Source organism: Saccharothrix sp. S26 (assembly GCF_021390395.1).
Taxonomy (GTDB): domain Bacteria; phylum Actinomycetota; class Actinomycetes; order Mycobacteriales; family Pseudonocardiaceae; genus Actinosynnema.
Map to the genome: position 1 here is coordinate 1 of NZ_JAJUWT010000021.1, position 22,750 is coordinate 22,750.

Annotated in this window: 22 protein-coding genes; 11 read left to right on the forward strand and 11 right to left on the reverse strand. The window is 72.4% G+C overall.

Annotated elements, in window-relative coordinates:
• The first annotated feature begins 878 nt into the window (after positions 1–878).
• Positions 879–1,799 (forward strand): aldo/keto reductase, encoded by a 921-nt coding sequence (locus LZG04_RS29720; protein WP_233823055.1) that lies wholly within the window; start codon positions 879–881, stop codon positions 1,797–1,799.
• A 5-nt stretch (positions 1,800–1,804) separates the two neighbouring features.
• On the opposite strand, the gene LZG04_RS29725 is transcribed toward LZG04_RS29720, so the two are convergent.
• Positions 1,805–2,086: a DUF6191 domain-containing protein gene (locus LZG04_RS29725; RefSeq protein ID WP_233823057.1), complete on the reverse strand. Its 282-nt coding sequence runs from the start codon at positions 2,084–2,086 to the stop codon at positions 1,805–1,807.
• Between the two features lie 8 nt (positions 2,087–2,094).
• Positions 2,095–2,589, reverse strand: coding sequence for an NUDIX hydrolase (locus LZG04_RS29730; protein ID WP_233823059.1), 495 nt, complete (start codon positions 2,587–2,589; stop codon positions 2,095–2,097).
• Positions 2,590–2,693: 104 nt separating this feature from the next.
• Between LZG04_RS29730 and LZG04_RS29735 the strand changes: the two genes are divergently transcribed.
• From LZG04_RS29735 to prcA, 5 genes are all read left to right on the forward strand, one after another.
• On the forward strand, positions 2,694–5,171 hold the full coding sequence (locus tag LZG04_RS29735; RefSeq protein WP_233823061.1) for an FtsX-like permease family protein: 2,478 nt from the start codon (positions 2,694–2,696) through the stop codon (positions 5,169–5,171).
• A gap of 52 nt (positions 5,172–5,223) precedes the next feature.
• On the forward strand, positions 5,224–6,717 hold the full coding sequence (dop, locus tag LZG04_RS29740; protein ID WP_233823063.1) for a depupylase/deamidase Dop: 1,494 nt from the start codon (positions 5,224–5,226) through the stop codon (positions 6,715–6,717).
• 84 nt (positions 6,718–6,801) lie between these two features.
• A complete protein-coding gene (locus LZG04_RS29745) occupies positions 6,802–6,996 on the forward strand; it encodes a ubiquitin-like protein Pup (RefSeq protein ID WP_233823065.1) in 195 nt (64 codons plus the stop codon).
• A 34-nt stretch (positions 6,997–7,030) separates the two neighbouring features.
• On the forward strand, positions 7,031–7,879 hold the full coding sequence (prcB, locus tag LZG04_RS29750) for a proteasome subunit beta (protein ID WP_233823067.1): 849 nt from the start codon (positions 7,031–7,033) through the stop codon (positions 7,877–7,879).
• Positions 7,880–7,932: 53 nt separating this feature from the next.
• On the forward strand, positions 7,933–8,748 hold the full coding sequence (gene prcA, locus LZG04_RS29755) for a proteasome subunit alpha (protein WP_233823069.1): 816 nt from the start codon (positions 7,933–7,935) through the stop codon (positions 8,746–8,748).
• Between the two features lie 144 nt (positions 8,749–8,892).
• Here prcA and LZG04_RS29760 read toward each other — a convergent pair whose 3' ends face one another.
• The 5 genes from LZG04_RS29760 to LZG04_RS29780 form a co-directional block, all read right to left on the reverse strand.
• Positions 8,893–10,434 (reverse strand): glycerol-3-phosphate dehydrogenase/oxidase, encoded by a 1,542-nt coding sequence (locus tag LZG04_RS29760; protein WP_233823071.1) that lies wholly within the window; start codon positions 10,432–10,434, stop codon positions 8,893–8,895.
• A gap of 18 nt (positions 10,435–10,452) precedes the next feature.
• Positions 10,453–11,943, reverse strand: coding sequence for a glycerol kinase GlpK (glpK, locus tag LZG04_RS29765; protein ID WP_233823073.1), 1,491 nt, complete (start codon positions 11,941–11,943; stop codon positions 10,453–10,455).
• Positions 11,944–11,953: 10 nt separating this feature from the next.
• Positions 11,954–12,664 (reverse strand): MIP/aquaporin family protein, encoded by a 711-nt coding sequence (locus LZG04_RS29770; RefSeq protein WP_233823075.1) that lies wholly within the window; start codon positions 12,662–12,664, stop codon positions 11,954–11,956.
• A 103-nt stretch (positions 12,665–12,767) separates the two neighbouring features.
• On the reverse strand, positions 12,768–13,535 hold the full coding sequence (locus LZG04_RS29775) for an IclR family transcriptional regulator (RefSeq protein ID WP_233823077.1): 768 nt from the start codon (positions 13,533–13,535) through the stop codon (positions 12,768–12,770).
• A 53-nt stretch (positions 13,536–13,588) separates the two neighbouring features.
• Positions 13,589–13,891 carry a helix-turn-helix domain-containing protein gene (locus tag LZG04_RS29780; protein WP_233823079.1) on the reverse strand — a complete coding sequence of 101 codons (303 nt, stop codon included), beginning with the start codon at positions 13,889–13,891 and terminating at the stop codon, positions 13,589–13,591.
• Positions 13,892–14,070: 179 nt separating this feature from the next.
• On the opposite strand from LZG04_RS29780, the gene LZG04_RS29785 reads away from it, so the two are divergent.
• Positions 14,071–14,589, forward strand: a complete 519-nt coding sequence (locus LZG04_RS29785; RefSeq protein WP_233823081.1) for an RICIN domain-containing protein — start codon at positions 14,071–14,073, stop codon at positions 14,587–14,589.
• A gap of 67 nt (positions 14,590–14,656) precedes the next feature.
• Here LZG04_RS29785 and LZG04_RS29790 read toward each other — a convergent pair whose 3' ends face one another.
• On the reverse strand, positions 14,657–15,553 hold the full coding sequence (locus LZG04_RS29790) for a helix-turn-helix domain-containing GNAT family N-acetyltransferase (protein ID WP_233823083.1): 897 nt from the start codon (positions 15,551–15,553) through the stop codon (positions 14,657–14,659).
• Between the two features lie 38 nt (positions 15,554–15,591).
• Entirely contained in the window at positions 15,592–17,025 is a 1,434-nt protein-coding gene (locus LZG04_RS29795; RefSeq protein WP_233823086.1) for a bifunctional phosphatase PAP2/diacylglycerol kinase family protein, read from the reverse strand.
• Positions 17,026–17,105: 80 nt separating this feature from the next.
• Here LZG04_RS29795 and pafA point away from each other — a divergent pair, with 80 nt between their 5' ends.
• From pafA to LZG04_RS29815, 4 genes are all read left to right on the forward strand, one after another.
• Positions 17,106–18,464 carry a Pup--protein ligase gene (gene pafA, locus LZG04_RS29800; RefSeq protein ID WP_141982938.1) on the forward strand — a complete coding sequence of 453 codons (1,359 nt, stop codon included), beginning with the start codon at positions 17,106–17,108 and terminating at the stop codon, positions 18,462–18,464.
• A gap of 40 nt (positions 18,465–18,504) precedes the next feature.
• Positions 18,505–19,527 (forward strand): oxidoreductase, encoded by a 1,023-nt coding sequence (locus LZG04_RS29805; RefSeq protein ID WP_233823089.1) that lies wholly within the window; start codon positions 18,505–18,507, stop codon positions 19,525–19,527.
• An 89-nt stretch (positions 19,528–19,616) separates the two neighbouring features.
• Positions 19,617–20,174: a helix-turn-helix domain-containing protein gene (locus LZG04_RS29810; RefSeq protein ID WP_233823091.1), complete on the forward strand. Its 558-nt coding sequence runs from the start codon at positions 19,617–19,619 to the stop codon at positions 20,172–20,174.
• Positions 20,167–21,042 carry an SRPBCC domain-containing protein gene (locus LZG04_RS29815; protein WP_233823093.1) on the forward strand — a complete coding sequence of 292 codons (876 nt, stop codon included), beginning with the start codon at positions 20,167–20,169 and terminating at the stop codon, positions 21,040–21,042. Before LZG04_RS29810 ends, LZG04_RS29815 begins: the two co-directional genes overlap by 8 nt.
• On the opposite strand, the gene LZG04_RS29820 is transcribed toward LZG04_RS29815, so the two are convergent.
• Positions 21,029–21,658, reverse strand: a complete 630-nt coding sequence (locus LZG04_RS29820) for a response regulator transcription factor (RefSeq protein ID WP_233823095.1) — start codon at positions 21,656–21,658, stop codon at positions 21,029–21,031. The two genes, LZG04_RS29815 and LZG04_RS29820, sit on opposite strands and share 14 nt — an antisense overlap.
• Positions 21,655–22,620, reverse strand: coding sequence for a sensor histidine kinase (locus LZG04_RS29825; RefSeq protein WP_233823097.1), 966 nt, complete (start codon positions 22,618–22,620; stop codon positions 21,655–21,657). The genes LZG04_RS29820 and LZG04_RS29825 overlap by 4 nt, the downstream gene beginning before the upstream one ends.
• Between the last annotated feature and the right edge of the window lie 130 nt (positions 22,621–22,750).

The following is a 22,750-nucleotide window of genomic DNA, read 5'->3' on the forward strand; positions in this document are numbered from 1 at the left end:
TGATCTGCCTGGCGCGGCGCCGCTGCGACGTGCTATTCGCCATGCTCCGCGACAAGACCTACTACCGGCACCCCGAACCCACTCCCGCCCCGGCTGCGGCTTGACAACCACATAGGGACACCCCCCGCCTCGACCAACCGGCCGGCCGGACGGATCCCTCAACCTGGCCAGCCCCAACCGGCTGCCGCTCAACCTGACCGGCTGGCCGAGCCAGCCGACCGACAGAGCCTCCGGCCACCGAATCTGCCCAGTGACCGACCGCCTGACCTGACGGCCTCAACTCCGGCCGGTTGCCGATCTCCGATCACCTGGTCAGGCCGGCTGGCGAGGGGCCCGCCCAGCATTGACGTTCGACAAACGCTCACCGACACGACCGCGACCGACAGCCGGTCCCGCACCGACCGACCCATTCACCGATGCCCGACGACCGATGTCGCGCTCGTGCCCGCCAACCGTTCGTGCAGGTCGGCAGTGCATCCAACCCACAACTGGGAGGGATCTGCCGACGGGCCGAACTCGCGGCGACTCCCACGATCGGTTGATCGGTCCCGCGACCGGCAGGCTGCGGTGTGGAGTTCTGGTTGACCTGGTCCCGTTCGGCGGCGTGGTGGGCGACTGGGGTCGGCCCAGTCCGAGCGCGAGTCGACCCCGGAGCCCTGGCAGTGGTCCGCATGGGCCCGTGCGTGGTCATGACCGAGCGAGCTTGTGGCCGTGGTCGCGGGCGGTGCGGCATGACACGAGGTGTTGTGACCGAGGAACAGTCGTGCGTGGCTGGTGGCGGGAGAGGGCTGGGGCGAAAGTCTTGCCTCCAGCGGCCGGCGGTCGTGTGGAGGTGGTCGTTCGGCGGGGTGGTGGGGGTGGCGGTTACGGTGGCGGGCGTGCCCGAATTTGCGCTCGGTTTGGCCGCGCTCGGTCGTCCTGCCTACATCAACCTCGGGCGGGAGGACGCGTTGCCCGGCCGGCGGGACGTGGAGGCGATGCGCGCGCACTGCCACGCCGTGCTGGACGCGGCCTACGCGGCGGGGGTACGGAGGGTGGATGCGGCTCGCTCCTACGGGCGGGCCGAGGAGTTCCTGGGGCAGTGGCTGGCCGCACGAGGTCACCAGGACGTCCAGGTGTCGAGCAAGTGGGGTTACGCCTACGTCGCCGACTGGCGGCGGGACGCGGACACGCACGAGGTCAAGGAGCACTCGGTCGAGCGATTCACCCGGCAGTGGCGGGAGACCGAGGAACTGCTCGGGGCGCACGTCGGTCTCTACAACGTGCACTCGCTGACCGTCGACAGCCCGCTGTTCGGCGACCCGGACCTGCTCCTCGCCCTGGGCGGGCTGCGCGACTCGGGCGTCCGTCTCGGCTTCTCCACCTCGGGCCCGCGCCAGGACGAGACGATCCGGCGCGCGTGGGAGCTGACGGTCGAGGGGCGGCGGCTGTTCGACAGCGTCCAGTCCACCTGGAACGTCCTGGAGACTTCGGTGGGGCCTGCGCTGGCGTTCGTCAAGGAGTCCGGCGGGGAGGTGTTCGTCAAGGAGGGCCTGGCCAACGGCAGGCTGGCCGTCGACCCGCCGCCGCGGGTGCGCGAGCTGGCCGAGAAGCACGACGTCGGGCCGGACGCCATCGCGTTGGCCGCCGTGCGCGCCCAACCGTGGGCGGACGTGGTGCTCTCCGGGGCCGCGAGCCCGGACCAGCTGCACGCCAACCTGAAGGCCCGTGACGTCGACCTCCAGCCGGACGACCTCGACGCCTGCGCCGAGCCGCCCGAGCGGTACTGGGCCACGCGGGCGTCGCTGGCCTGGGAGTGAGCCCGCTAGTCCGCTGCGCCGGGGAGGCGCCGGGCGAGTCGGACGTTGCCCGAGTCGAGGTCGACCGGTCCGCGTGGCGGGGCGGCGGACTCCTCGTCCTCGCCCAGCATCAACGTCACCTGCCGCTGTTGCAGCTCGATGTGCTTGCCGCCCTGGAAGACGGTGGTGAACTCCTCGAACGCGGTCGCCGACACGACCGGGTGACCCTTGCGCCGGCGCACCCAGCGCAGCAGCCGCTCGCCGGCCGCCAGGCCGAGCAGCAGCACCGCCAGGCCGGGGATCGACATCGCGAACATCATGCCCACCGCAACCACTCCCGGATCAGGGCCCGACCGTCCGGCACGACCGGCCACCCGGGGTCTTCCGCCAACACCCGCACCTCGTCCACGCCCATCCAGCCGCCCCACGCCACTTCCTCCGGCTGATGGGTGAACGGCCCGTCGCTGCGCACCTCGTAAACGTGGGCGACGTACCGGATGGTTCCGTCCACGAACGGGGTGCTGAACCGGAACTCCGGGGCCGCCACGACCCCCAGCTCCTCGGCCAGCTCCCGCACCGCGCACTCGTCGGGCGTCTCACCCACCGCGACCACCCCGCCGCACGTCGGGTCGTACAGTCCGGGGTAGACGTCCTTCGTGTCGGTGCGCCGGTGCACGTACAGGCGCGTCCCGTCCAGGGACCGCACGACGATGACCGCGCAGAGGTGCCACAGGCCCTCCGCGCGCATCCGGGCGCGCGTCGCCGTGCCGATGGGTGTGCCGTCCGGGCTGACCACCACTACGTGTTCCACGTGAAGATCCTCCCCAGGTAGTACCGGCCCGTGCTACCCCGGGCCGACGCCCGCCGATGCCGCCGCTTCCTACCGTCGTGCCGTTCGCGTCACGAGGAGGAGTTGTGCCCACATCCCTGCGGCTCGCGGTCGCCGAGTTCCGCAACCGGCCCGGCCGCGCCGTGCTGCCCGGTGTCGCCCTGGTCGTCGGCGTCGCCTGCCTGCTGGCCGCCCTGATGCTCAGCGACGCGATGGTCCGCGCCACGGACGAAGGCGCGCCCTCCGCGCCCGCCGGCGTCGACCTCGTCATCCGCCCACCGCTGCGCGGCGACGGCGAAGCCCTCGACCAGGCGACCGCCGATCGGGTGGCGCAGGTCGCCGGGGTGAGGGTGGCGCAGCCGATCCGCGAGGTCCGCGCCGACCTGCTGCTCGACGGCGGACGGGCGGGCGACCGCCGCGCCACCGCCGACATCGAGCCAGACCGCCCCGAGCTGCACCGCGTGCCGATCCTGGAAGGCCGTTCGCCGGGCCACGACGGCGAGATCGCGATCGACCGCGTCACGGCCTACGAGCACGGCCTCAAGCCGGGCTCCACGGTCGAGGTGGCCGACGCCGCGGGCAAGCCGCTGGACGTCGTCGTCCGCGGCATCACCAAGCGCGGCTCGCTGGCCGAGGAGCCGGTGGTCGTGATCGGCGAGGGCTTGGCCGCCAAGCTCGGCGGCGAGCCGCGGACCGAGGCGATCTACGTGGTCGGCGGTGACCGGGACGCCGTCGCACGGGCCGCGGGCGACGGCGTCCGCGTGGACACCAGGGCGGCGATCGCCGCGGAGCCCGCCAACAACGACCTCGCGGCCGTGCTGCTGCCGTTCAGCATCCTGGCGCTGGCCACGTCCGTCTTCGTCGCCTCGGCCACCTACCGGGCCGTCTACGCGCAACGGCAGCGGCACACCGCGCTGCTGCGCTGCCTCGGCGCGCACCGCGGCCCGCTGGTCTGGGCGAACCTCCTCGAAGCGCTGCTCACCGGCGTGGTCGCGGGCGCGGTCGGCGCGGTGCTCGGCGGGTCGGTGGCGTGGCTGCTGGCCAGGCTGTTCGACGCCACGGGCCTGTCCTCGCTGCTCGGCGCGGTGGAGCTGAGCCCGTCGCTGCTGCCCACGGTCGGCCAGTCGCTGATCGGCGTCGTCACGGCGGCCGCGCTCAGCGCGTTCGCCGCGGTCCGGCCCGCGCTGGCCGCCGCGCGCATCTCGCCGCTCGCGGCACTGCGGACGTCCGAAGGTCAGACGCCCGACCGGGACGTGGTGCGCCGCCGTCGGGTCTTCGGCATCGGGCTCGTGGTCGTCGCCGGCCTGATGGGCGCGCTGGCGGTGCTCGCCCAGGGCTCGCTGATCGCGATCTTCCTGGTCCTGTTCTCCGGCATCATCGCCGTGTTCGGCCTGTTCGGCGTCCTGGGACCGGTGGTCGTGCCCGCGCTGGGCCGGGTCTTCGGCTCGGTCGCGAGCCGCTTCGGCGGTGCGCAGTGGAAGCTGGCCGCGGCCGAGGTGCGGCGCGTGCCGCAGCGGTCGGCGTCGGTGGCGATGCCGCTGCTCCTGGCCGCCGCCATGGTCACGTTCTTCGCCGTCACGGTCGGCTCGGCGCAGCGCATGGAGGACGAGTTCAGCAACGAGCCGCGGCCCGACGCCGTGGTGGCGGACTCGGGCGGACGCCCCCTGGCCGACGGTGTCGGCGTGGCGGCCGAACGGCCCGAAGCGGCGGCCGCGGTCGTGGTGCACGGCGTCACCGCCGACCAGAAGGACGACGAGGGCTACGCGTTCCCGACGCAGGTCCTCGGTGCCGACCCCGGCGCCATGCGCGACTGGCTGACCAGGCAGGACGTCGATGCGAAGGACTTCGCGCCCGGCACCGTCATGCTCGCCGACTGGTTCGCCGAGCGGTTCGGCGCGCAGCCGGGCCGGCCGTTCACGGTCGAGGGACTGCCCGGCGGCCCGCGCACGGCCACGTTCGTGGGCACGTTCACCGGATCGGTGCTCGACGACGCCGACGTGCTGCTGGCCGACCCGGGCCTGGCCCCCGCGTCGAAGGTGCTGGTCGCGTTCGCGCCGGGCGCCGACCCGGCCGCCTACCAGGCGGGTGTGCGTGCCGCGCTGGCCGACGCGCCCACCGTTCTGGTGAAGACGAAGGCGGAGACGAGCGCGCAGAACCAGCGCTACCTCGACCTGGGGATCGTGATGCTGATGGTGCTGCTGGGGCTGTCCGTGGCGGTCGCCGTGACCGGTATCGGGACCGCGTTGACGATCTCCGTCCAGGAGCGCCGCAAGGAGCTGGCGCTGCGGCGCGCGCTGGGCGTCACGAAGGGCGGCCTGCAAGGGGGCGTGGTGGCCGAAGCGGTGCTGTTGGCGCTGGTGGGCGTGCTGGGCGGGGGCGTGTTCGGCCTCGTCTACGCCGAGCTGACGCTGGCCGCGATCGGCGTGTTCGCCTGGCCCACGGCGGCGGTCGCGCCGCTGCTGGTGGGCGGCGCCGGGGTGGTGGTCCTGGCCGTGCTCGCGGCGTTCGGCCCGGCCCGCGGCGCGTCCCGGATCAGGCCCGCCGCGGGGCTCGCGGCCGGCTGAAACGTGACCCGGGTTCCGGCGGTGTGCCGGTGGAAGGTCGTAGTCTGCGTACATGCGGCGGATCATGGGAACCGAAGTCGAGTACGGCATCTCGGTGCCGGGTGACGCGACGGCGAACCCGGTGCTCACCTCGACACAGGTCGTGCTGGCCTACGCGGCGGCCGCCGACATACCGCGAGCGCGCCGGGCCCGCTGGGACTACGAGGTCGAATCGCCGCTGCGCGACGCGCGCGGCTTCGACCTCGGCACCCCCGGCGGCCACCCCGGCGACAGCGATGTCGAGGACCTGGGCGCGGCCAACGTCATCCTCACCAACGGCGCGCGCCTCTACGTCGACCACGCGCACCCCGAGTACTCCGCGCCCGAGGTCACCAACGCCCGCGACGCGGTGATCTGGGACAAGGCGGGGGAGCGGGTGATGGAGGAGGCCGCGATGCGCGCGGCCACCGTCCCCGGTCAGCCCCGGCTGCAGCTGTACAAGAACAACGTCGACGGCAAGGGCGCCAGCTACGGCACCCACGAGAACTACCTGATGCAGCGCAGCACGCCGTTCACCGCGGTGATCGCCGGGCTGACGCCGTTCTTCGTGTCGCGCCAGGTCGTCGTCGGCTCCGGCCGCGTCGGCATCGGCGCGGCGGGCGAGGAGGCCGGCTACCAGCTGTCCCAGCGCTCGGACTACATCGAGGTCGAGGTCGGCCTGGAGACCACGCTCAAGCGCGGCATCATCAACACCCGCGACGAGCCGCACGCCGACGCGGACAAGTACCGCAGGCTGCACGTCATCATCGGCGACGCCAACCTGGCCGAGTACTCGACCTACATCAAGTGCGGCTCCACCTCGCTCGTGCTCGACATGATCGAGGCCGGCCGCCGGTTCGACGACCTGCGCCTGCAGGAGCCGGTGCGGGCGGTGCACCAGATCAGCCACGACCCCACGCTCAAGACGAAGGTCGAGCTGACCAACGGCCGCAAGTTCACCGGGTTGGACCTGCAGTTCGCCTACTACGAGCGCGCCGCCGCGTTCGTGGAGCAGGAGGGCTACGGCGACCGGGACGTGCTGCGCGTGTGGGGCGAGGTGCTCGACGCGCTGGCCCGCGACCCGCAGGAGTGCGCCGACCGGCTCGACTGGGTGGCGAAGCTGCGGTTGCTCGAAGGGTATCGCGCCCGCGACGGCCTGGCCTGGGGCTCGCCCCGGCTGTCGCTGGTCGACCTGCAGTACTCCGACGTGCGGCTGGACAAGGGCCTGTACAACCGGCTGGTGGCCCGCGGCTCGATGAAGCGCCTGGTCAGCGAGGAGGAGGTGCGCGCGGCCATCCTCGCCCCACCGGAGGACACCCGCGCCTACTTCCGCGGCCGCTGCCTGGAGCGCTACCCCACCTCGGTGGCCGCCGCCTCGTGGGATTCGGTGATCTTCGACCTCGGTCGGGAATCACTCGTGCGCATCCCCACCCTCGAACCACTGCGCGGTACGAAAGCGCACGTCGGAGCCCTGCTGGAAGCCTCGGACACGGCCGAGCAACTGGTGGAGGCCCTGACCCGGGGCTGATCAACAGACCCGAGTGGCAGGCGCAGGATGTCGTACCTGGTGGGTAGTGTTTAACTCGCAGGACCCGAGGACCGGGAGGTCGACATGGCCCAGGAACAGGTTCAGCGCCAAGGCGGCGGTGACGGCGACGAGAGCGGCGACGGCGCGGCCGGCGCCGGCCAGGAACGCCGGGAGAAGCTCGGCGAGGACGTCGACGCCATCCTCGACGAGATCGACGACGTGCTCGAGGAGAACGCCGAGGACTTCGTCCGCGCGTACGTGCAAAAGGGCGGCGAGTAAGAAGCCGCCGGCGGGACAGGAGAAGAACGCACACATGGACCACAGCTCGACCGGGCACTTCCCGGCCGCGTCGTTGCCCCCGGCCTACCTCAGGCCGGGGTCGTCGTCGTTCACCGATTTCCTCCGCGCGCAGGCTCCCGAACTGCTGCCGTCGAGCCGCCCGCTGCCGGAGGGCAGCGCGGTGCAGGCCCCGCACGGCACGACCATCGTCGCCCTCACGTTCAAGGGCGGCGTGGTGATCGCGGGCGACCGGCGCGCCACGATGGGCAACGTGATCGCCCAGCGCGACATGAAGAAGGTGTTCATCACCGACGACTACTCGGCGGTGGGCATCGCGGGCACGGCGGGCATCGCGGTCGAGATCGTCCGGCTCTACGCGGTCGAGCTCCGGCACTACGAGAAGATCGAGGGCGTCTCGCTGTCGCTGGACGGCAAGGCGAACCGGCTCTCCGCGATGATCAAGGGCAACCTGGACGCGGCGCTCGCGGGCCTCGCGGTCGTGCCGCTGTTCGCGGGCTTCGACACCGACGCGCCCGACCCGGACCGGGCGGGCCGCATCATCTCCTACGACGTGACCGGCGGCCGGTACGAGGAGTCGCAGGGCTACCAGGCCGTGGGCTCGGGCTCGCTGTTCGCGAAGTCGGCGATGAAGAAGCTCTACGACCCCGACGCCGACGCCGAGGCCGCCGCGAGGACCGCGATCGAGGCGCTGTACGACGCGGCGGACGACGACTCGGGCACCGGCGGCCCGGACGTGATCCGCAAGATCTACCCGGTCGTCGTGACGATCACCGCCGAGGGCGCGGTCCACCTGCCCGACGCGGACACCGCCACGTTGGCCGAGGCGGTCGTCGAGGGCCGCAAGTCCAAGCCGGCGGGCTGAGCCGTGCCGACCCCGATCCCCACCCGCATCCGCCGAGCCCGGGAGCCGCAGCAGTGACGATGCCGTTGTACGCCTCACCCGAGCAGATCCTCCGCGACCGCGCGGAGTACGCCCGGAAGGGCATCGCCCGAGGCCGGAGCGTCGTGGTGCTCCGCTACGCCGACGGCGTGCTGTTCGTCGCGGAGAACCCGTCCGCGACCCTGCACAAGGTGTCCGAGATCTACGACCGCATCGCGTTCGCCGCGGTCGGCCGCTACAGCGAGTTCGAGAACCTGCGCCAAGCGGGCATCCGGTTCGCCGACATCCGCGGCTACCAGAACGACCCGCGCGACGTCACGGGCCGTTCGCTGGCGAACGTCTACGCCCAGACCCTGGGCTCGATCTTCGCCGAGCAGATCAAGCCCCTCGAGGTGGAGATCTGCGTGGCCGAGGTCGGCGTCGACCCGGAGCAGGACACCCTCTACCGCCTGACCTACGACGGCTCGATCGTGGAAGAGCCGCAGTACGTCGTGATGGGTGGCCAGGCCGAGGCCACGGGCACCGCCCTCAAGGACGCCTACAGCGAGGGCCAACCGCTGGCCGACGCCGTCCGCACCGCGGTCAAGGCCCTCAGCGCCGGCAGCACCACCACCGGCAACGGCAAACCGGACCTCCTCGACCGCGGCAAGCTGGAAGTGGCGGTCCTGGAACGCGCCCGTCCCCGCCGAGCCTTCCGCCGCATCGCGGGTGCCGCCCTGGCCGCACTGCTGCCCGGCGACGACCCTGCCCCGACCGAGGCCGAGCCCGCGTCGGAGGAGCCGCCCGCCAAGGGCGGCAAGAAGAAGCCGGTGACGGACGTGAACCTCCCGCCGAACGACGACAAGCCGTAGGTTCCGCACCACGGCGAAGGCCCCCGGCACGGTCGCCGGGGGCCTTCGCCGTGGTGGGGACGTCGTCGCGGACCAGTGGCGCGGCTCCACCACGATCGGGCCCACGAGGTGGGCGGCGACCCGGTCACCGGCGGGCCCCAGGACCTACGCGGCCGCCTTCGCCAGCAATCGCCCGGTCCGCTCGCGCACCGCCGGCGTGTCCAACCCGCGCACCACCACGGTGGTCCGCCGCCGCAGCACGTCGTCCACCTCCGTCGCCCACTCGTACCGCTGCGCGTGCGCGACCTGCGCCCAGATGTCGGGTCCGTCCGGGTGCACCCGGTCCAACAACGACGGATCGTCCAACGCCAACGACAGCACCTCGTGGCTGACCGTCCCGTAGTGCGTGGCCAAGTGGCGCAACACGTCGTCGGGCACCGACGGCAGCTCCCGTCCCAACTGCGCCCACACCCGTTCGGGCACCGCCGCTCCCGGCAACGCCGCCGGCACCCCGTCGAACGCCCGCGACAGGTCCCGCCCCAGCGCCTCGCCGACCCGCGCCAGCACCGACGCCCCGATCCGCCGGAACGTGGTCCACTTGCCGCCCGCCACGCTGATCATCCCGCCACGCCCGCGCGTGATCACGGTCTCGCGCTTGGCGTGGCTGGTGTCGCCGGACCCGCCGGGCAGCACCCGCAGCCCGGCGAACGTGTACGCCAACCGCGACCGGTCCAGCGCCTCGGCGGAGATGCCGACCGACGCCTCACCGAGGATCTGGTCGATGTCGGCCGGTGAGCACCGGACCTCCGCCGGGTCGCCCTCGTACACCTCGTCCGTCGTGCCGAGCAGCAGCTGCCCCTCCCACGGGATGGCGAACGACACCCGCACGTCGTCCACCGGGATGGTCATCGCCGCGCGCCACGGCACGTCGGTCCGCAGCACCAAGTGCGCGCCCTTGGACAACCGGATGCTGGGCGCGGCCGACGGGTCCTCCATCCGCCGCACCGAGTCCAGCCACGGCCCGGTCGCGTTGACCACCACCGACGCGTCCAACCCGAACCCGGACCCGTCGACCTTGTCCCGCAGCTCGACCCCGGTCACCACCGACCCGCGCTTGCGCAGCCCCACCACCTCGACGTGGTTCAGCAGCACCGCACCCGCCTCGGCCGCCGCACGCGCCGCCGTGATGGCCACCCGGGCGTCGTTCATCTGGTGGTCGTAGTACAGCGCCGCACCGCGCAGGCCCTCGGTCCGCAGGTGCGGCACGTACTGCGCGGCCCGCCGCGCCGACAGCACCTTGCCCACGCCGTCGCCGAACCCGGACAGCGCCGAGTACAGCACCACGCCCGCGCCGAGCACGGGCCGCGAGTGCGGCCCGCCCCGGTACACCGGCACCAGGAACGGCAGCGGCCGGACCAGGTGCGGGGCCAGGTGGTCGCCCAGCGCGCGCCGCTCGGCGTGGTTCTCCCGCACCATCGGCACCGCGCTCGGCCCCATCGCCAGGTACCGCAGGCCGCCGTGCACCAGCTTGGACGACGCGCTGGACGTGGCTCCCGCGAAGTCGCCCGCCTCGACCAGCGCCACCCGCAGGCCGGACCGGGCCGCCGCCCACGTGGTGGCGATGCCCAGCGCGCCGCCGCCGATCACGACCAGGTCGAAGGCTCCGTGTCCCAGCGCCTCGCGCGCCCTGGCCCGTTGCTCGCTCATCGTTGTCGTCCCCGCTGTTCACTCATCGTTGTCGTCCTCGTCGATCCAGCCGACGGTCCGCTCGACCGCCTTCTTCCACTTGCGGTAGCCCTTGTCCCTGGTCCGCGCGTCCATCGTCGGCAGCCACTCGGCGGCTTTGTGCCAGTTCTCGCGCAGGGTCTCGGTGTCCGACCAGTAGCCCACCGCGAGCCCGGCCGCGTAAGCCGCGCCCAGGCACGTGGTCTCGGCGACGATCGGCCGCACCACCGGCACGTCGAGCACGTCGGACAGGAAGCCCATGAGCAGGTTGTTGGCGGTCATGCCGCCGTCGACCTTCAGCGTGGTCAGCTCCACGCCCGAGTCGGCGTTCATCGCGTCCACGACCTCGCGGGTCTGCCACGCGGTCGCCTCCAGCACCGCGCGCGCGATGTGGCCCTTGTCGATGTAGCCGGTCAGGCCCGCGATGACGCCGCGCGCGTCGGACCGCCAGTGCGGCGCGAACAGGCCGGAGAACGCGGGCACGAAGTACGCGCCGCCGTTGTCCTCGACCGACCGGGCCAGCGTCTCGATCTCCGGGGCGCTGCCGATGAGCCCCATCTTGTCGCGGAACCACTGCACCAGCGCGCCGGTGACCGCGATCGCGCCTTCCAGCGCGTACGCGGCCGGCTGGTCGCCGATCTTGTAGCCGACCGTGGTGAGCAGGCCGTTCTCCGAGACCACCGGCTTGTCACCGGTGTTGACCAGCAGGAAGCTGCCGGTGCCGTAGGTGCACTTGCCCTCGCCGGGGGAGTAGCAGGTCTGGCCGAACAGCGCGGCCTGCTGGTCGCCGAGCGCGGAGGCCACCGGGACGCCTTCCAGCGTGCCGGTCGCGGTGCCGTAGACCTCGGCGGACGAGCGGATCTCCGGCAGCATCGCCCGGGGCACGCCGATCGCGTCGACCAGCTCGTCGTCCCAGTCCAGCGTCTCCAGGTTCATCAGCATGGTACGGCTGGCGTTGGTGACGTCGGTGACGTGGCGGCCGGTGAGCTTCCAGATCAGCCAGGTGTCCATGGTGCCGAACAGCACCTCGCCCCGCTCGCCGCGGTCGCGCAGCCCGTCGACGTGGTCGAGCAGCCAGCGGACCTTCGGCCCGGAGAAGTAGGTGGCCAGCGGCAGGCCGCACTTGTCCCGGAACCGGTTCTGCTCGCCCAGCTCCTTCACCAGCTGGTCGGTGCGCGTGTCCTGCCAGACGATCGCGTTGTGCACGGGCCTGCCGGTGGCCTTGTCCCACACCAGCGTGGTCTCGCGCTGGTTGGTGATGCCGACGGCGGCCAGGTCGTGCACGGTCAGCGACGCCTTCTGCAGCGCGCCGTGCACGACGTCGAGCACGTTGGCCCAGATCTCCTCGGCGTCGTGCTCGACCCAGCCCGGCTTGGGGAAGATCTGCCGGTGCTCCTTCTGCGCCACGGACACGATCGCGCCACCGTGGTCGAAGACGATGCACCGCGACGACGTCGTGCCCTGGTCGATGGCTGCGATGTAGGTGCTCACGGGACGCTCCTCAGTAGACGGCGATGTCGACGAGCCCGGCCAATGCTCCGCCGATCAGGGGACCGACGACGGGGATCCAGGCGTATCCCCAGTCCGATCCACCCTTTCCGGGGATCGGCAGGACGGCGTGCGCGAGCCGCGGGCCGAGGTCGCGCGCGGGGTTGATGGCGTAGCCGGTGGGCCCGCCCAGGGACATGCCGATGCCGACGACGAGCAGGGCGACGATCAGCACGCCGGTCCCGGAGGTCTCCAGGCCCTTGGTCTGGCCGGTCGCCAGGATGACGAACACCAGCACGAACGTGGCGATGACCTCGGTGACGAGGTTCTGCGCGCGGTGGCGCACCTCCGGGCCGGTGGCGAAGATGCCGAGCACCTCACCGGTGTTGGCGCGGAACTGGCCGAGGTAGGTCAGGTAGCACAGCACCGCGCCGGTGAACGCGCCGAGGAACTGGGCCAGCAGGTAGAGCGGGACGGTGCTCCAGTCGCCGTTGTGGATGGCCAGGCCGAGCGTCACGGCCGGGTTGAGGTGCGCGCCGGACAGCGGCGCGACGGCGTAGGCGCCGGCCAGCACGGCGAAGCCCCAGCCGAACGTGATCACCACCCAGCCCGCGCCGTGGGACTTCGACTTCGCCAACACCACGCCCGCCACGACGCCGTTGCCGAGCAGCAACAGCAGTGCGGTGCCCAGGAACTCACCGATGAAGATCGACTGGTTGGTCATCCACGCGCCCTCTCTGGCCTGAATGCCGTTCGACAATGTCGTACGGTGCGCGTGAATCCTGTGCCGACGCTCACAACTTGTCAACCCTCCTGGAACGCCCGCGTCACCAGGGGATGGCGCCGAGCTCGCGCGAGATCGACCGCGCGGCCTCCCGGACGTAGGACACGAGGTCGGTGCGCGGCTGCTTGTGCTCGTCGCACAACCGCTCGACCGGTCCGGAGATCCCGACCGCGCCCACGGTCACCGCCCGCCGGTCCCGGATGGGCGCGGCCAGCGACACCTCGCCCTCGACCAGCTCCTCCACGTCCGACGCCCAACCACGTTGCCTGACCTGCTCCAACGCGTCACCGAGCCGGTCGAGGTCGGTGATCGTGGCGGCGGTGTAGGCCTTGAGCGGCTCGTCGTCGGCCAGGCCCAGGCCGACCGGGTCGTCGGCGAGCAGCACCTTGCCCAGGGCGCTGGCGTGCGCGGGCAGCAGAGCGCCGACCTCGAGCACCTGCCGGGAGTTGTCCGGGCGGAACACGTGGTGCACGACCAGGACCTGGTTCTCGTGCAGGGTGCCGATGCGGACGCTCTCCATGCTGCGCGAGGCCAGCGAGTCCGACCAGTTCAACGCGCGGGTGCGCAGCTCGTTGCCGTCGAGGTAGCTGCTGCCGATGTGGAACAGCGCCGCGCCGAGCTGGTACTTGCCCGAGTCCGGCGACTGCTCGACGAACCCGACGAGCTGCAACGTCCGCAGGATGCCGTGCACGGTCGGTTTGGGCAGCTCCAGGGCTCGGGCGAGCTCCGCGACCCCCATCCGCCGCGCGCCGCTGGCCAGCAGCCGCAACACGGCGGCCGCCCGTTCGATGGACTGGATGGGTCCGGGCACGCGATCACTCTAGCGCTTCACCGTTCGACCATGTCGAACTACGCCGATCGTAATCACGCGCAGCCGGAGCCCGCCCGGTCCCGGCACAGCCCACGGGGCTCGGGCGCCAACCCGAGCAGGCGGCGGCACTGGGGCGGCATGTCCACCCCGTCGGCGATCCGCTCGATCGTGTCCAGCGTCGGCAGCCTCCGCCGGCGCATGTACTCGCTGATCCGCCCCTGCGCGATGCCCGTGACGCCCGCGAGGTCGTTCTGGCTGTACCCGGCGTGCCGCCGGAGCAGGACCAGCAGGCTCGCGATGTCGCGGTCCTCCAGCGCGGCGACGACGTCGGGCCGCGACCACAGCCTGTCCGGCACGCGCGCGACCCATCCGGCTCTACGTTCCATGACAAGTCCCCCCGACTGGGAATCGCCCACCGTCAGCGCGGTGTTACGGACCGGAACCGCGCAATCACACGGTGATATCTCACGCTGTGCTGCCGAACCCGCCGCGCGCCCTGGGACGGTGACTGGTCCGTAGACCTAGGGGGGATCCCATGCGTCACCTGACCAAGTTGTTCGCGGTGTTCGGACTGCTGCTCGCCGCGCTGATCGTCGTGCCGACCGGGGCGACCGGAGCAACCGGGGCGATTGCGGCGGCGCCGTCCGCCCGGACCGCGAACACCCCGATCCAGAGCCGGCACGACTGGCGGTGCCTGGACTCGGACGTCTCGTCGCCGACCCACAACGGCACCAAGGTGCAGATCTGGGACTGCAACGGCTGGAACAACCAGAAGTGGACCTACTACGACGACTACACCATCCGCAGCACCCATGACGGCCGATGCCTGGACGCCGACGTCTCGTCGCCGACGCACGACGGCACCAAGGTGCAGGTCTGGGACTGCAACGGGTGGGACAACCAGAAGTGGACCATGTACACCAACGGCCAGGTCGTGAGCTGGCACGACGGCCGGTGCCTCGACCTGGACGTGTCGTCGCCGACGCACAACGGCAGCAAGGTCCAGGTCTGGACGTGCAACGGCTGGGACAACCAGTCCTGGTACAAGCCGTGACACCGCCGCGCCGGTGAGCACGCCCGGTCGTCCCGGCCCCACGCGGGGTCGGGACGACCGGTGCGCCTCACAGGTCCAGCGACCAGGTCTGCGCCTGCACGTCACGCCCGAACAGCCGCTCCGGCGTGCTCGTGTCGATCCGGAAGCCGGCCTTCTCGTAGATGTGGCGTGACGCCGCCAGCCCGGCCACGGTCCACAGCACCACCCGCTCGTACCCGGCCCGGCGGGCGAAGCGGAGGCACTCGTCCACCAGCCGCGCGCCGATGCCCAGGCCGCGCGCGGCCGGCTCGACCAGCAGCAGGCGCAGCTTGGCCGTGCGGTCGTCCACCCGCACGCAGAACACCGACCCGACCGGCTCCCCGTCGACCTCGGCGATCCACGCCGCCTCGCGGTCGGGGGAGTGCTCCTGCCCGTACTCGCCGACGACCCGCGCCACCAGGGCCTCGAAGGTCTGGTCGAAGCCGCACTCCTCCGCGTAGCGCACCCCGTGCCGCTGCACCACCCACCCGAGGTCGCCCGGCCGCAACGGCCGCAGCAGGTAGGAGCGGGGCGTGCCGGTGAGCAGGCGTTCGATCCGCCGCATCGACGCCACCAGCTCGGCGCGCTCCGCCGCCGGCAAGGGCTCCAGCAGCGCGCCGATCTCGGCGTCGGACCGGGCGTTCAGCTCGGCGAACACCGACTCGCCGCGCGGGGTGAGGGTGACGACGTGACGGCGCGAGTCGCGCTCGGACGGCGTCCGGGTGACCAGCCCGTCACGGTCGAAGCGGCCGAGGATGCGGCTGAGGTAGCCGGCGTCCAACGACAGCGCGGCCCGCAGGTCCGGCACCTCGCACGGGCCAGCGGCCAGTTCGAACAGCACGCGCACCTCGGTCACCGAGTACGGCGAGGACAGGTAGCCGCGGTCGAGCACGCCGATCACGCCGGTGTAGAAGCGGTTGAACGCGCGCACGTCCGCGACCGTCATCGTTGACTCCCTCAACAGAACCGTTGACGGAGTCAACCTTAGTCACGGGGTCGGTAGATGGCCAACGCCGCCGGCCGGGACCGGAACTCGAACGTGGACCCGGTGGGGCCGACCTCGCCGTCCGTCGCGATCGCCACCGCCGCGTCGAGCAGCCGCACGTCCAGCCAGCGCGTCTCCAGGTGCCGGTAGGTGCGGCTGCGGTGCAGCGAGCCCAGCAGCGCGCCGAGGAAGAAGCGCGCCCGCGAGAACCGGGTGTCGGCGCGGATGTAGCGGACGTCCATCAGGCCCGCGTCGAGGGAGGGCCGCATGGTCGGCGCGAAGCCCTTGGGCCGGTACGGGCCGTTGCCGACGAACAGCATCCACACCAGGTGCGGCTCGCCGTTGAGCTCGACCCGCAACGGGCGTGACGTGCGCAGCACGTTGGCCAGGGCGATCGCGGCCGCGGGCCACTTGCCCCACCGGTCCTGCAACTGCTCGCGCAGCCGCACCATGTCGGGGTAGCCGCCCAGGCTCGCGGTGTTGACGAACCAGCGCGGCCCCTCGCCGTCCACCGACACCGCCGCCAGGTCCACCAGCACGCCGTCGCCCTCCGCGACCGCCCGCGCCGTGTCGTCCAGCCCCCGCACGCCCACGTCCCGCGCGAAGTGGTTCAACGTCCCGGCGGGCACGAGCACCAGCGGCAGCCGGTGCGCCGCCGCCAGTGCGGCCACCGCCGCGACCGACCCGTCCCCGCCCGCCACGCCCAGTGCGTGCGGAGCGTGATCGGCGATCACCGTGTCGAGATCCTCGATTCCCACGATCGTGGCCTTCGGCCACTCCTGGAGGATCTCGGTGGTCGGATCTGCGCCGCCCAGGCCCGCGCTCGGGTTCACCACGACCACCAGGCCCTCGCCGTCGACCAGCGGCTCCAGCTCCCGGTGCTCGCGCGCCGACGCGGGCTCGGTGCGCCCCACGGGCCACCAACGCCTGGTCAGCAGGCCCGCGCCGACCCCGATCGCGGCGCCCGCCGCCACGTCGGACGGCCAGTGCACGCCCGTGTGGATCCGCGAGTAGGCCACCGCGGCGGCCACCGGCGCGACCGCCGCCGCCAACGCGGGCGACTCCATCGCCAACGCCGTGGTGAACGCCGCCGCCGACGCCGCGTGCCCGGACGGGAACGACGACGACGTGGGGCGCTTGGTCAGCCGCCTGGGCACCAGCAGCAGGTCGGCGGCGGGCCGGCGGCGCGGGAACAGGCGCTTCGCGACCAGGCTCGCGCTGAAGCTCGCCCCGCCGATCGCCGCCACCCCGCGCAGCGCCGCACGCCGCGTCACCCCTTTGCGCATCGCCAGCACACCCCCCACCACCAGCCACAACGCGCTGTGGTTGGCGGCGCGGGACAACCTCTTCATCCCCTCGTCCACGGGGGAGGCGCGCAGCGCGCCGGAACGCCTCATCACGGCCAGGTCCAGGCGGTTCACTCGTCGGAGCACACGAGAACGTTATCCGCGAAATCGGTGCGACGCCCGATTGGATCACTGAGGAAAGCGCCGAATGCGCCTACTGTTGAGGGATGCAGCGGCGGATCTTCGGCATTGAGACTGAGTTCGGGGTGACCTGCACCTTCCACGGGCAGCGCAGGCTGTCCCCGGATGAGGTCGCGCGTTATCTGTTCCGCCGGGTCGTCTCGTGGGGACGCTCGTCGAACGTCTTCCTGCGCAACGGCTCTCGGCTCTACCTGGACGTGGGCTCGCACCCCGAGTACGCCACGGCGGAATGCGACGACCTCGCCCAGCTCGTCACGCATGACAAGGCTGGTGAGCGGATCCTCGAAGACCTGCTCGTCGACGCCGAGCGCAGGCTCGCCGACGAGGGCATCGGGGGCGACATCTTCCTGTTCAAGAACAACACCGACTCCGCGGGCAACTCCTACGGTTGCCACGAGAACTACCTGGTCGCGCGGGCGGGCGAGTTCTCCCGCATCGCCGACGTCCTGCTGCCGTTCCTGGTGACCCGGCAGCTCATCTGCGGCGCGGGCAAGGTGCTCCAGACGCCGCGCGGAGCGGTCTACTGCCTGTCGCAGCGGGCCGAGCACATCTGGGAGGGCGTGTCCAGCGCCACCACCCGGTCCCGCCCGATCATCAACACCCGCGACGAGCCGCACGCCGACGCCGAGCGCTACCGCAGGCTCCACGTCATCGTCGGCGACTCGAACATGTCCGAGGTGACCACGCTGCTCAAGGTGGGCAGCGCCAACCTCGTGCTGGAGATGATCGAGCAGGGCGTGCAGTTCCGCGACTTCAGCCTGGACAACCCGATCCGCGCGATCCGCGAGATCAGCCACGATCTGACCGGCAGGCGCACCGTGCGGCTGGCGGGCGGCAAGGAGGCCTCGGCGCTGGACATCCAGCGCGAGTACTACGAGCGCGCGGTGGAGCACGTGGCCAAGCGCGCGCCCGACCCGATGGCGGAACGGGTGCTCGAGCTGTGGGGCCGCACGCTGGACGCGGTCGAGGCCGAGGACCTGTCCAAGATCGACCGCGAGATCGACTGGGCCATCAAGTACCGGCTGATGGAGCGCTACCAGGCCAAGCACGGCATGGACCTGTCCAACCCGCGCATCGCCCAGCTCGACCTCGCCTACCACGACATCCGGCGCGGCCGGGGCATCTTCGACCTGCTCCAGCGGAAGGACCAGGTGGAACGGGTGACCGACGACGGCGAGATCGAGGCCGCCAAGGACACCCCGCCGCAGACCACGCGGGCCAAGCTGCGCGGCGACTTCATCGCCGCCGCGCAGGCCGCGGGCCGCGACTTCACCGTCGACTGGGTGCACCTCAAGCTCAACGACCAGGCGCAGCGCACCGTGCTGTGCAAGGACCCGTTCCGCGCGGTGGACGAACGCGTGGAGCGGCTGATCTCGTCTCTCTAGCGGTATGCCCGGCGGGGGATCTTCGTGAGGCTCACACCTCATGAAGATCCTTCTCCTGGCGACGGCCACCGCGGCGTCGCTGTTGGCCGCACCACCCGCCCAGGCGCACGGCGCGACCTGGGACGAGCGCCCCACCGGTGTCGACGTGCGGTTGCGCTCGGTGTCCGCGGTGAACGCGCACGTCGCGTGGACCAGCGGCAAGGGCACGGTGCTGCGCACCACCGACGGCGGCGCGTCCTGGCAGGCCGTGACGCCGCCCGACGCGGCCACGCTCGACTTCCGCGACGTCGAGGCGTTCGACGCCTGGCACGCGGTCGCGCTGACCGCGGGCCCGGCGGACACCTCGCGCGTCTACCGCACCTCCGACGGCGGCCGGACCTGGGCGTTGGCGTTCCGCAACGACGACCCGGCCGCGTTCTACGACTGCCTGGCGTTCTTCGACCGGTTCCGCGGCCTGGCGATGAGCGACCCGGTGGACGGGAAGTTCCGGGTCCTGTCCACCCACGACGGCGGCCGGTCGTGGCAGCGCGTGCCGGAGGAGAACTTCCCGCCCGCGCTGCCGGGCGAGTTCGGCTTCGCGGCCAGCGGCCAGTGCGTGACCACGGCGGGGCCGCGTGACGCGTGGATCGCCACCGGCGGCGGTGCGACCGCCCGCGTCCTGCACTCCTCCGACGGCGGCCGGCACTGGTCGGTGGCCGACACGCCGCTGTCCAGCTCGGCGTCCACGGGCGTGTTCTCGGTGGCGTTCCGGACGCCGCGGCAGGGCGTGGTCGTGGGCGGCGACTACAAGAACCCGGCGGCGCGGGTCGCCGGCCTGGCCTGGAGCCGGGACGGTGGCGCGACGTGGGAGGGGCCCGCGCAGGCGCCGTTCGGCTACCGGTCGGGCGCGGACTGGTGGGGCGACGCGGTGGTCGCGGTCGGCCCGACCGGCAGCGACCTCAGCCGTGACGGCGGCCGGACGTGGCGGTCGCTGGGCACCGGCAGCTTCGACACCATCGACTGCGTCGCGGTGTGCTGGGCGGCGGGCGAGCACGGTCGTGCGGGCGTCCTGAGCAGGGGATGAGCGGAAGAGTCGGCCCCGGACCGGGTGGTCCGGGGCCTTCTGCGGCTCTATTGACAAAACTGTTTTTTACGTACAAGGTTGTTTTTGCGATGAGAGACGTCCTGTACCTGGAGCAGATCGAGCAGGCCGAGGCACTGCTCAAGCCGCAGCGCATCGAGGTGCTGCGGCAACTGGCCGAGCCGCGGTCGTGCACCGAGGTGGCCGCCGCGCTCGACCAGACCCCGCAGCGGGTCTACTACCACGTGAAACGCCTGGTCGAAGCCGGTCTCGCCACGCAGGTGACCGAGCGGCGCGTGCGCGGCATCAACGAGGGCTTGTACCAGGCGAGCGCCCGCTCGTACTGGCTGTCGCCGGGGCTGGTCGGCCGGCTCGGGCTGCGCCGCGCCCAGGACGAGCTGAGCCTGGGCTACCTGCTGGACCTCGTGGAACGGGTCCAAGCCGACATCGCGGGCCTGGACCGCACCCGGCCCGAGCTGCCGTCGCTGGGCGTGTCGGGCGAGATCCGGGTGCGGCCCGAGCAGCGGCAGCGGTTCTTCGACGACCTGAAGACGACCTTGCAGGACTTGTTCGCCCGCTACGGCGGCGCGGAGGGCGACGCCTTCCGGCTGGCCGTGGCGTGCTACCCGAAGGAGGAGACCGATGAGTGAGACCGTGGTCCTGCGCGCCCGCACGACCGCGCCCGTCGACCGGGTGCGCCGCGCCGTCACGGACGCCGCCGAGCTGCGCGCGTGGCTGGCCGAGCACGCGGAGGTCGAGCTGCCCGGGCGGTTCGGGTTCTGGGGCCGCTTCACGCCCGAGGGCGACGCCCCGCACCAGGCGTTGCGGCACGTGGACGAGCACTCGCTGCGGTTCGACTGGAGGGTCGGCGGCGAGGACACCACCGTCGAGATCGGCTGGGCCGCCGAGGGCGACGACACGGTCGTCACGCTGTCCCAGAGCCACTTCCCCGGCTGGGGCGTGGCCGTCGCGGAGACCTCCGTGCTCGGCTACCTCTACACCTACTGGTGCCTGTCGCTGGCCAACCTGGTCGACCACGTCGAAGGCCGCCCGCTGACGCCGAAGGTCGACTTCACCTCAGCCGAGATGCGCGGCGAGGTGCTGATCGGTGCCCCGGTCGACGCGGTGGCCCACTCGCTGGTCGACGCCGAGCAGTACTCGCGCTGGTTCGGCGCGAAGATCGACATCGAGGCGTGGGAGGGCGGCCGGGTCGCGATGGGCGGCTTCGAGCTGAACCCGGAGCCGGCGAAGGTCGTCGACTTCGAGCCCGGCAGGCGGATGGGCGTCGACTGGGGCGGCATGGTGTCGACCTGGGAGCTGGACTCCTCGGCGGGCGGCACCCGGCTGACGTTCGTGCAGAGCGGGTTCGACACCGGTCAGCCGCCCTACGGCGCGTGGGCGGGCTGGCTGTCGGGCGTGGCGGAGCTGCGCCGGTTCCACGAGCTTCCCGACTGGCGGCCCATCTGGCTGCGACCGGACGTGCCCGGCCTGCCCGAGGGGATGCTCACCGAGGGCTGAGGCGGATGAGCTTCAGCTCGACGGCGGTCCGCACGGCCGCGGTCCTGGTGTCCACGCCGAGCTTGTCGAAGATCCGCACCAGGTGCGTCTTCACCGTCGCCTCGCTGATGAACAGCGCCTTGGCGATCTCCCGGTTCGACAGGCCGCGGGCGAGGTGGTCGAGGATCTGCACCTCGCGCTTGGTCACCGCGGGGGCGGGGGTGCGGCGCAGCAGGCGCCGGGCGATGTCGGGGGACAGCACCGTGCGCCCGGTGGACGCCTGCCGGACCGCGGCGGCCAGCTCGTCGGGAGGGCAGTCCTTGAGCAGGTAGCCCGTCGCACCCGCCTCCACCGCGCGCACCACGTCCGCGTCCGAGTCGTACGTGGTCAGCACCACCACCTGCGGCGGCTCGGGCAGGGCCCGGATGCGCCGGGTGGCCTCCACCCCGTCGATGCCCGCGCCCAGTTGCAGGTCCATCAGCACCACGTCCACCTGCCTGGTGGCGGCGAGGCGGACCGCGTCCTCGCCCGTGGCGGCCTCGGCGACCACCTCGAAGTCGCGGGCCAGCAGCCCGGCCAGGCCGAACCGCACCACCGGGTGGTCGTCCACCACCAGCACCCGCAACGGCCCCGTCACGGCGTCGGCACGCTCACGGCCAGCGCCGTGCCCTCGCCCGGCGTGCTCTCCACCGTCACCGTGCCGCCCAGCTCGGCCACGCGGTCGCGGATCGCCGCCAACCCGTAGCCCCGACCCGGCTCCGGGCGCACCGCGGCGGGGTCGAAGCCGCGGCCGTCGTCGCACACGTCCAACGTCACCGCGTCACCCAGGTAGGTGAGCGTGATGACGGCGGTGGTGGCGTCGGCGTGCTCGCGGACGTTGGCCAGCGCGCCCTGCGCGACCCGCAGCAACGCCACCTCCACCGGCACCGGCAGCGGGTACGGCTCGCCCTCCACCTCGAGCCGGTCGCACAGGGCGCGCAGCGCGTCGGTCAGCGTGCGGCCCTGCAAGGGGGACAGGTCGCGCACGAACCGGCGCGCCTCGGCCAGGTTGTCCTTGGCCACCTCGCGGGCGCGGTCGGTGTCGCCGAGCTCCAGCAGCAACGTGATGCTGGACAGGCCCTGGGCCAGCGTGTCGTGGATCTCCCGGGCCAGCCGCTGCCGCTCCTCCAGCACGCCCGCCTGGTGCAGCAGCCGGCGGCGGTCGAAGAACACCGCGGCGGTGATCACCGCGACGCCGACCGGGCCCAGCACCAGGCTCGGCTCGACCGCGTCGGCCAGCCGCACCTGCGCCAGCACCACGGCGGCGGTGAGCACGGCGGCCAGCGGCACGGCCACGCGCGGCCGCAGCTGCCGCAGGCACTGGAAGAACAGCGGGATCGCGCACCAGCCGAAGCTCGGCGCGAGCCACACCAGCGCCAGCCACAGCGCCAGCACCCCCGGCAGGGCGGCCGTCCACCGCACGCCGAACGGGTAGGCCGCGCCCAGCACGGCGGCGAGGACCAGCACGGCGGGCGCGACGCCGTGGTACGCGACGTACCGCGCCGCCGACGCCGTCAACAGCACGTAGAAGCCCGCGTGCATCGCCCGGTGCAGCCACACGGGGCCGACCCTAGGCCAGGTCCCGGCCGCCGGGGTCAACCGATGGGTTGAACCGGGGTCGACCGGAACCACGACGTCGCGGCGGCCCGGCCGGGAGAGGCTCGAACCCGGCAGGAACCCCGGAGTTCGG

What these genes read in the sequence shown, in the direction of transcription:
- pafA (WP_141982938.1), top strand. Translation starts at nt 17,106, where the DNA reads ATGCAGCGGCGGATCTTCGGCATTGAGACTGAGTTCGGGGTGACCTGC.
- prcB (WP_233823067.1), top strand. Translation starts at nt 7,031, where the DNA reads ATGGACCACAGCTCGACCGGGCACTTCCCGGCCGCGTCGTTGCCCCCG.
- LZG04_RS29770 (WP_233823075.1), bottom strand. Translation starts at nt 12,664, where the DNA reads ATGACCAACCAGTCGATCTTCATCGGTGAGTTCCTGGGCACCGCACTG.
- LZG04_RS29725 (WP_233823057.1), bottom strand. Translation starts at nt 2,086, where the DNA reads ATGTCGATCCCCGGCCTGGCGGTGCTGCTGCTCGGCCTGGCGGCCGGC.
- LZG04_RS29760 (WP_233823071.1), bottom strand. Translation starts at nt 10,434, where the DNA reads ATGAGCGAGCAACGGGCCAGGGCGCGCGAGGCGCTGGGACACGGAGCC.
- LZG04_RS29815 (WP_233823093.1), top strand. Translation starts at nt 20,167, where the DNA reads ATGAGTGAGACCGTGGTCCTGCGCGCCCGCACGACCGCGCCCGTCGAC.
- LZG04_RS29745 (WP_233823065.1), top strand. Translation starts at nt 6,802, where the DNA reads ATGGCCCAGGAACAGGTTCAGCGCCAAGGCGGCGGTGACGGCGACGAG.
- dop (WP_233823063.1), top strand. Translation starts at nt 5,224, where the DNA reads ATGCGGCGGATCATGGGAACCGAAGTCGAGTACGGCATCTCGGTGCCG.
- LZG04_RS29790 (WP_233823083.1), bottom strand. Translation starts at nt 15,553, where the DNA reads ATGACGGTCGCGGACGTGCGCGCGTTCAACCGCTTCTACACCGGCGTG.
- LZG04_RS29785 (WP_233823081.1), top strand. Translation starts at nt 14,071, where the DNA reads ATGCGTCACCTGACCAAGTTGTTCGCGGTGTTCGGACTGCTGCTCGCC.
- LZG04_RS29805 (WP_233823089.1), top strand. Translation starts at nt 18,505, where the DNA reads ATGAAGATCCTTCTCCTGGCGACGGCCACCGCGGCGTCGCTGTTGGCC.
- LZG04_RS29810 (WP_233823091.1), top strand. Translation starts at nt 19,617, where the DNA reads ATGAGAGACGTCCTGTACCTGGAGCAGATCGAGCAGGCCGAGGCACTG.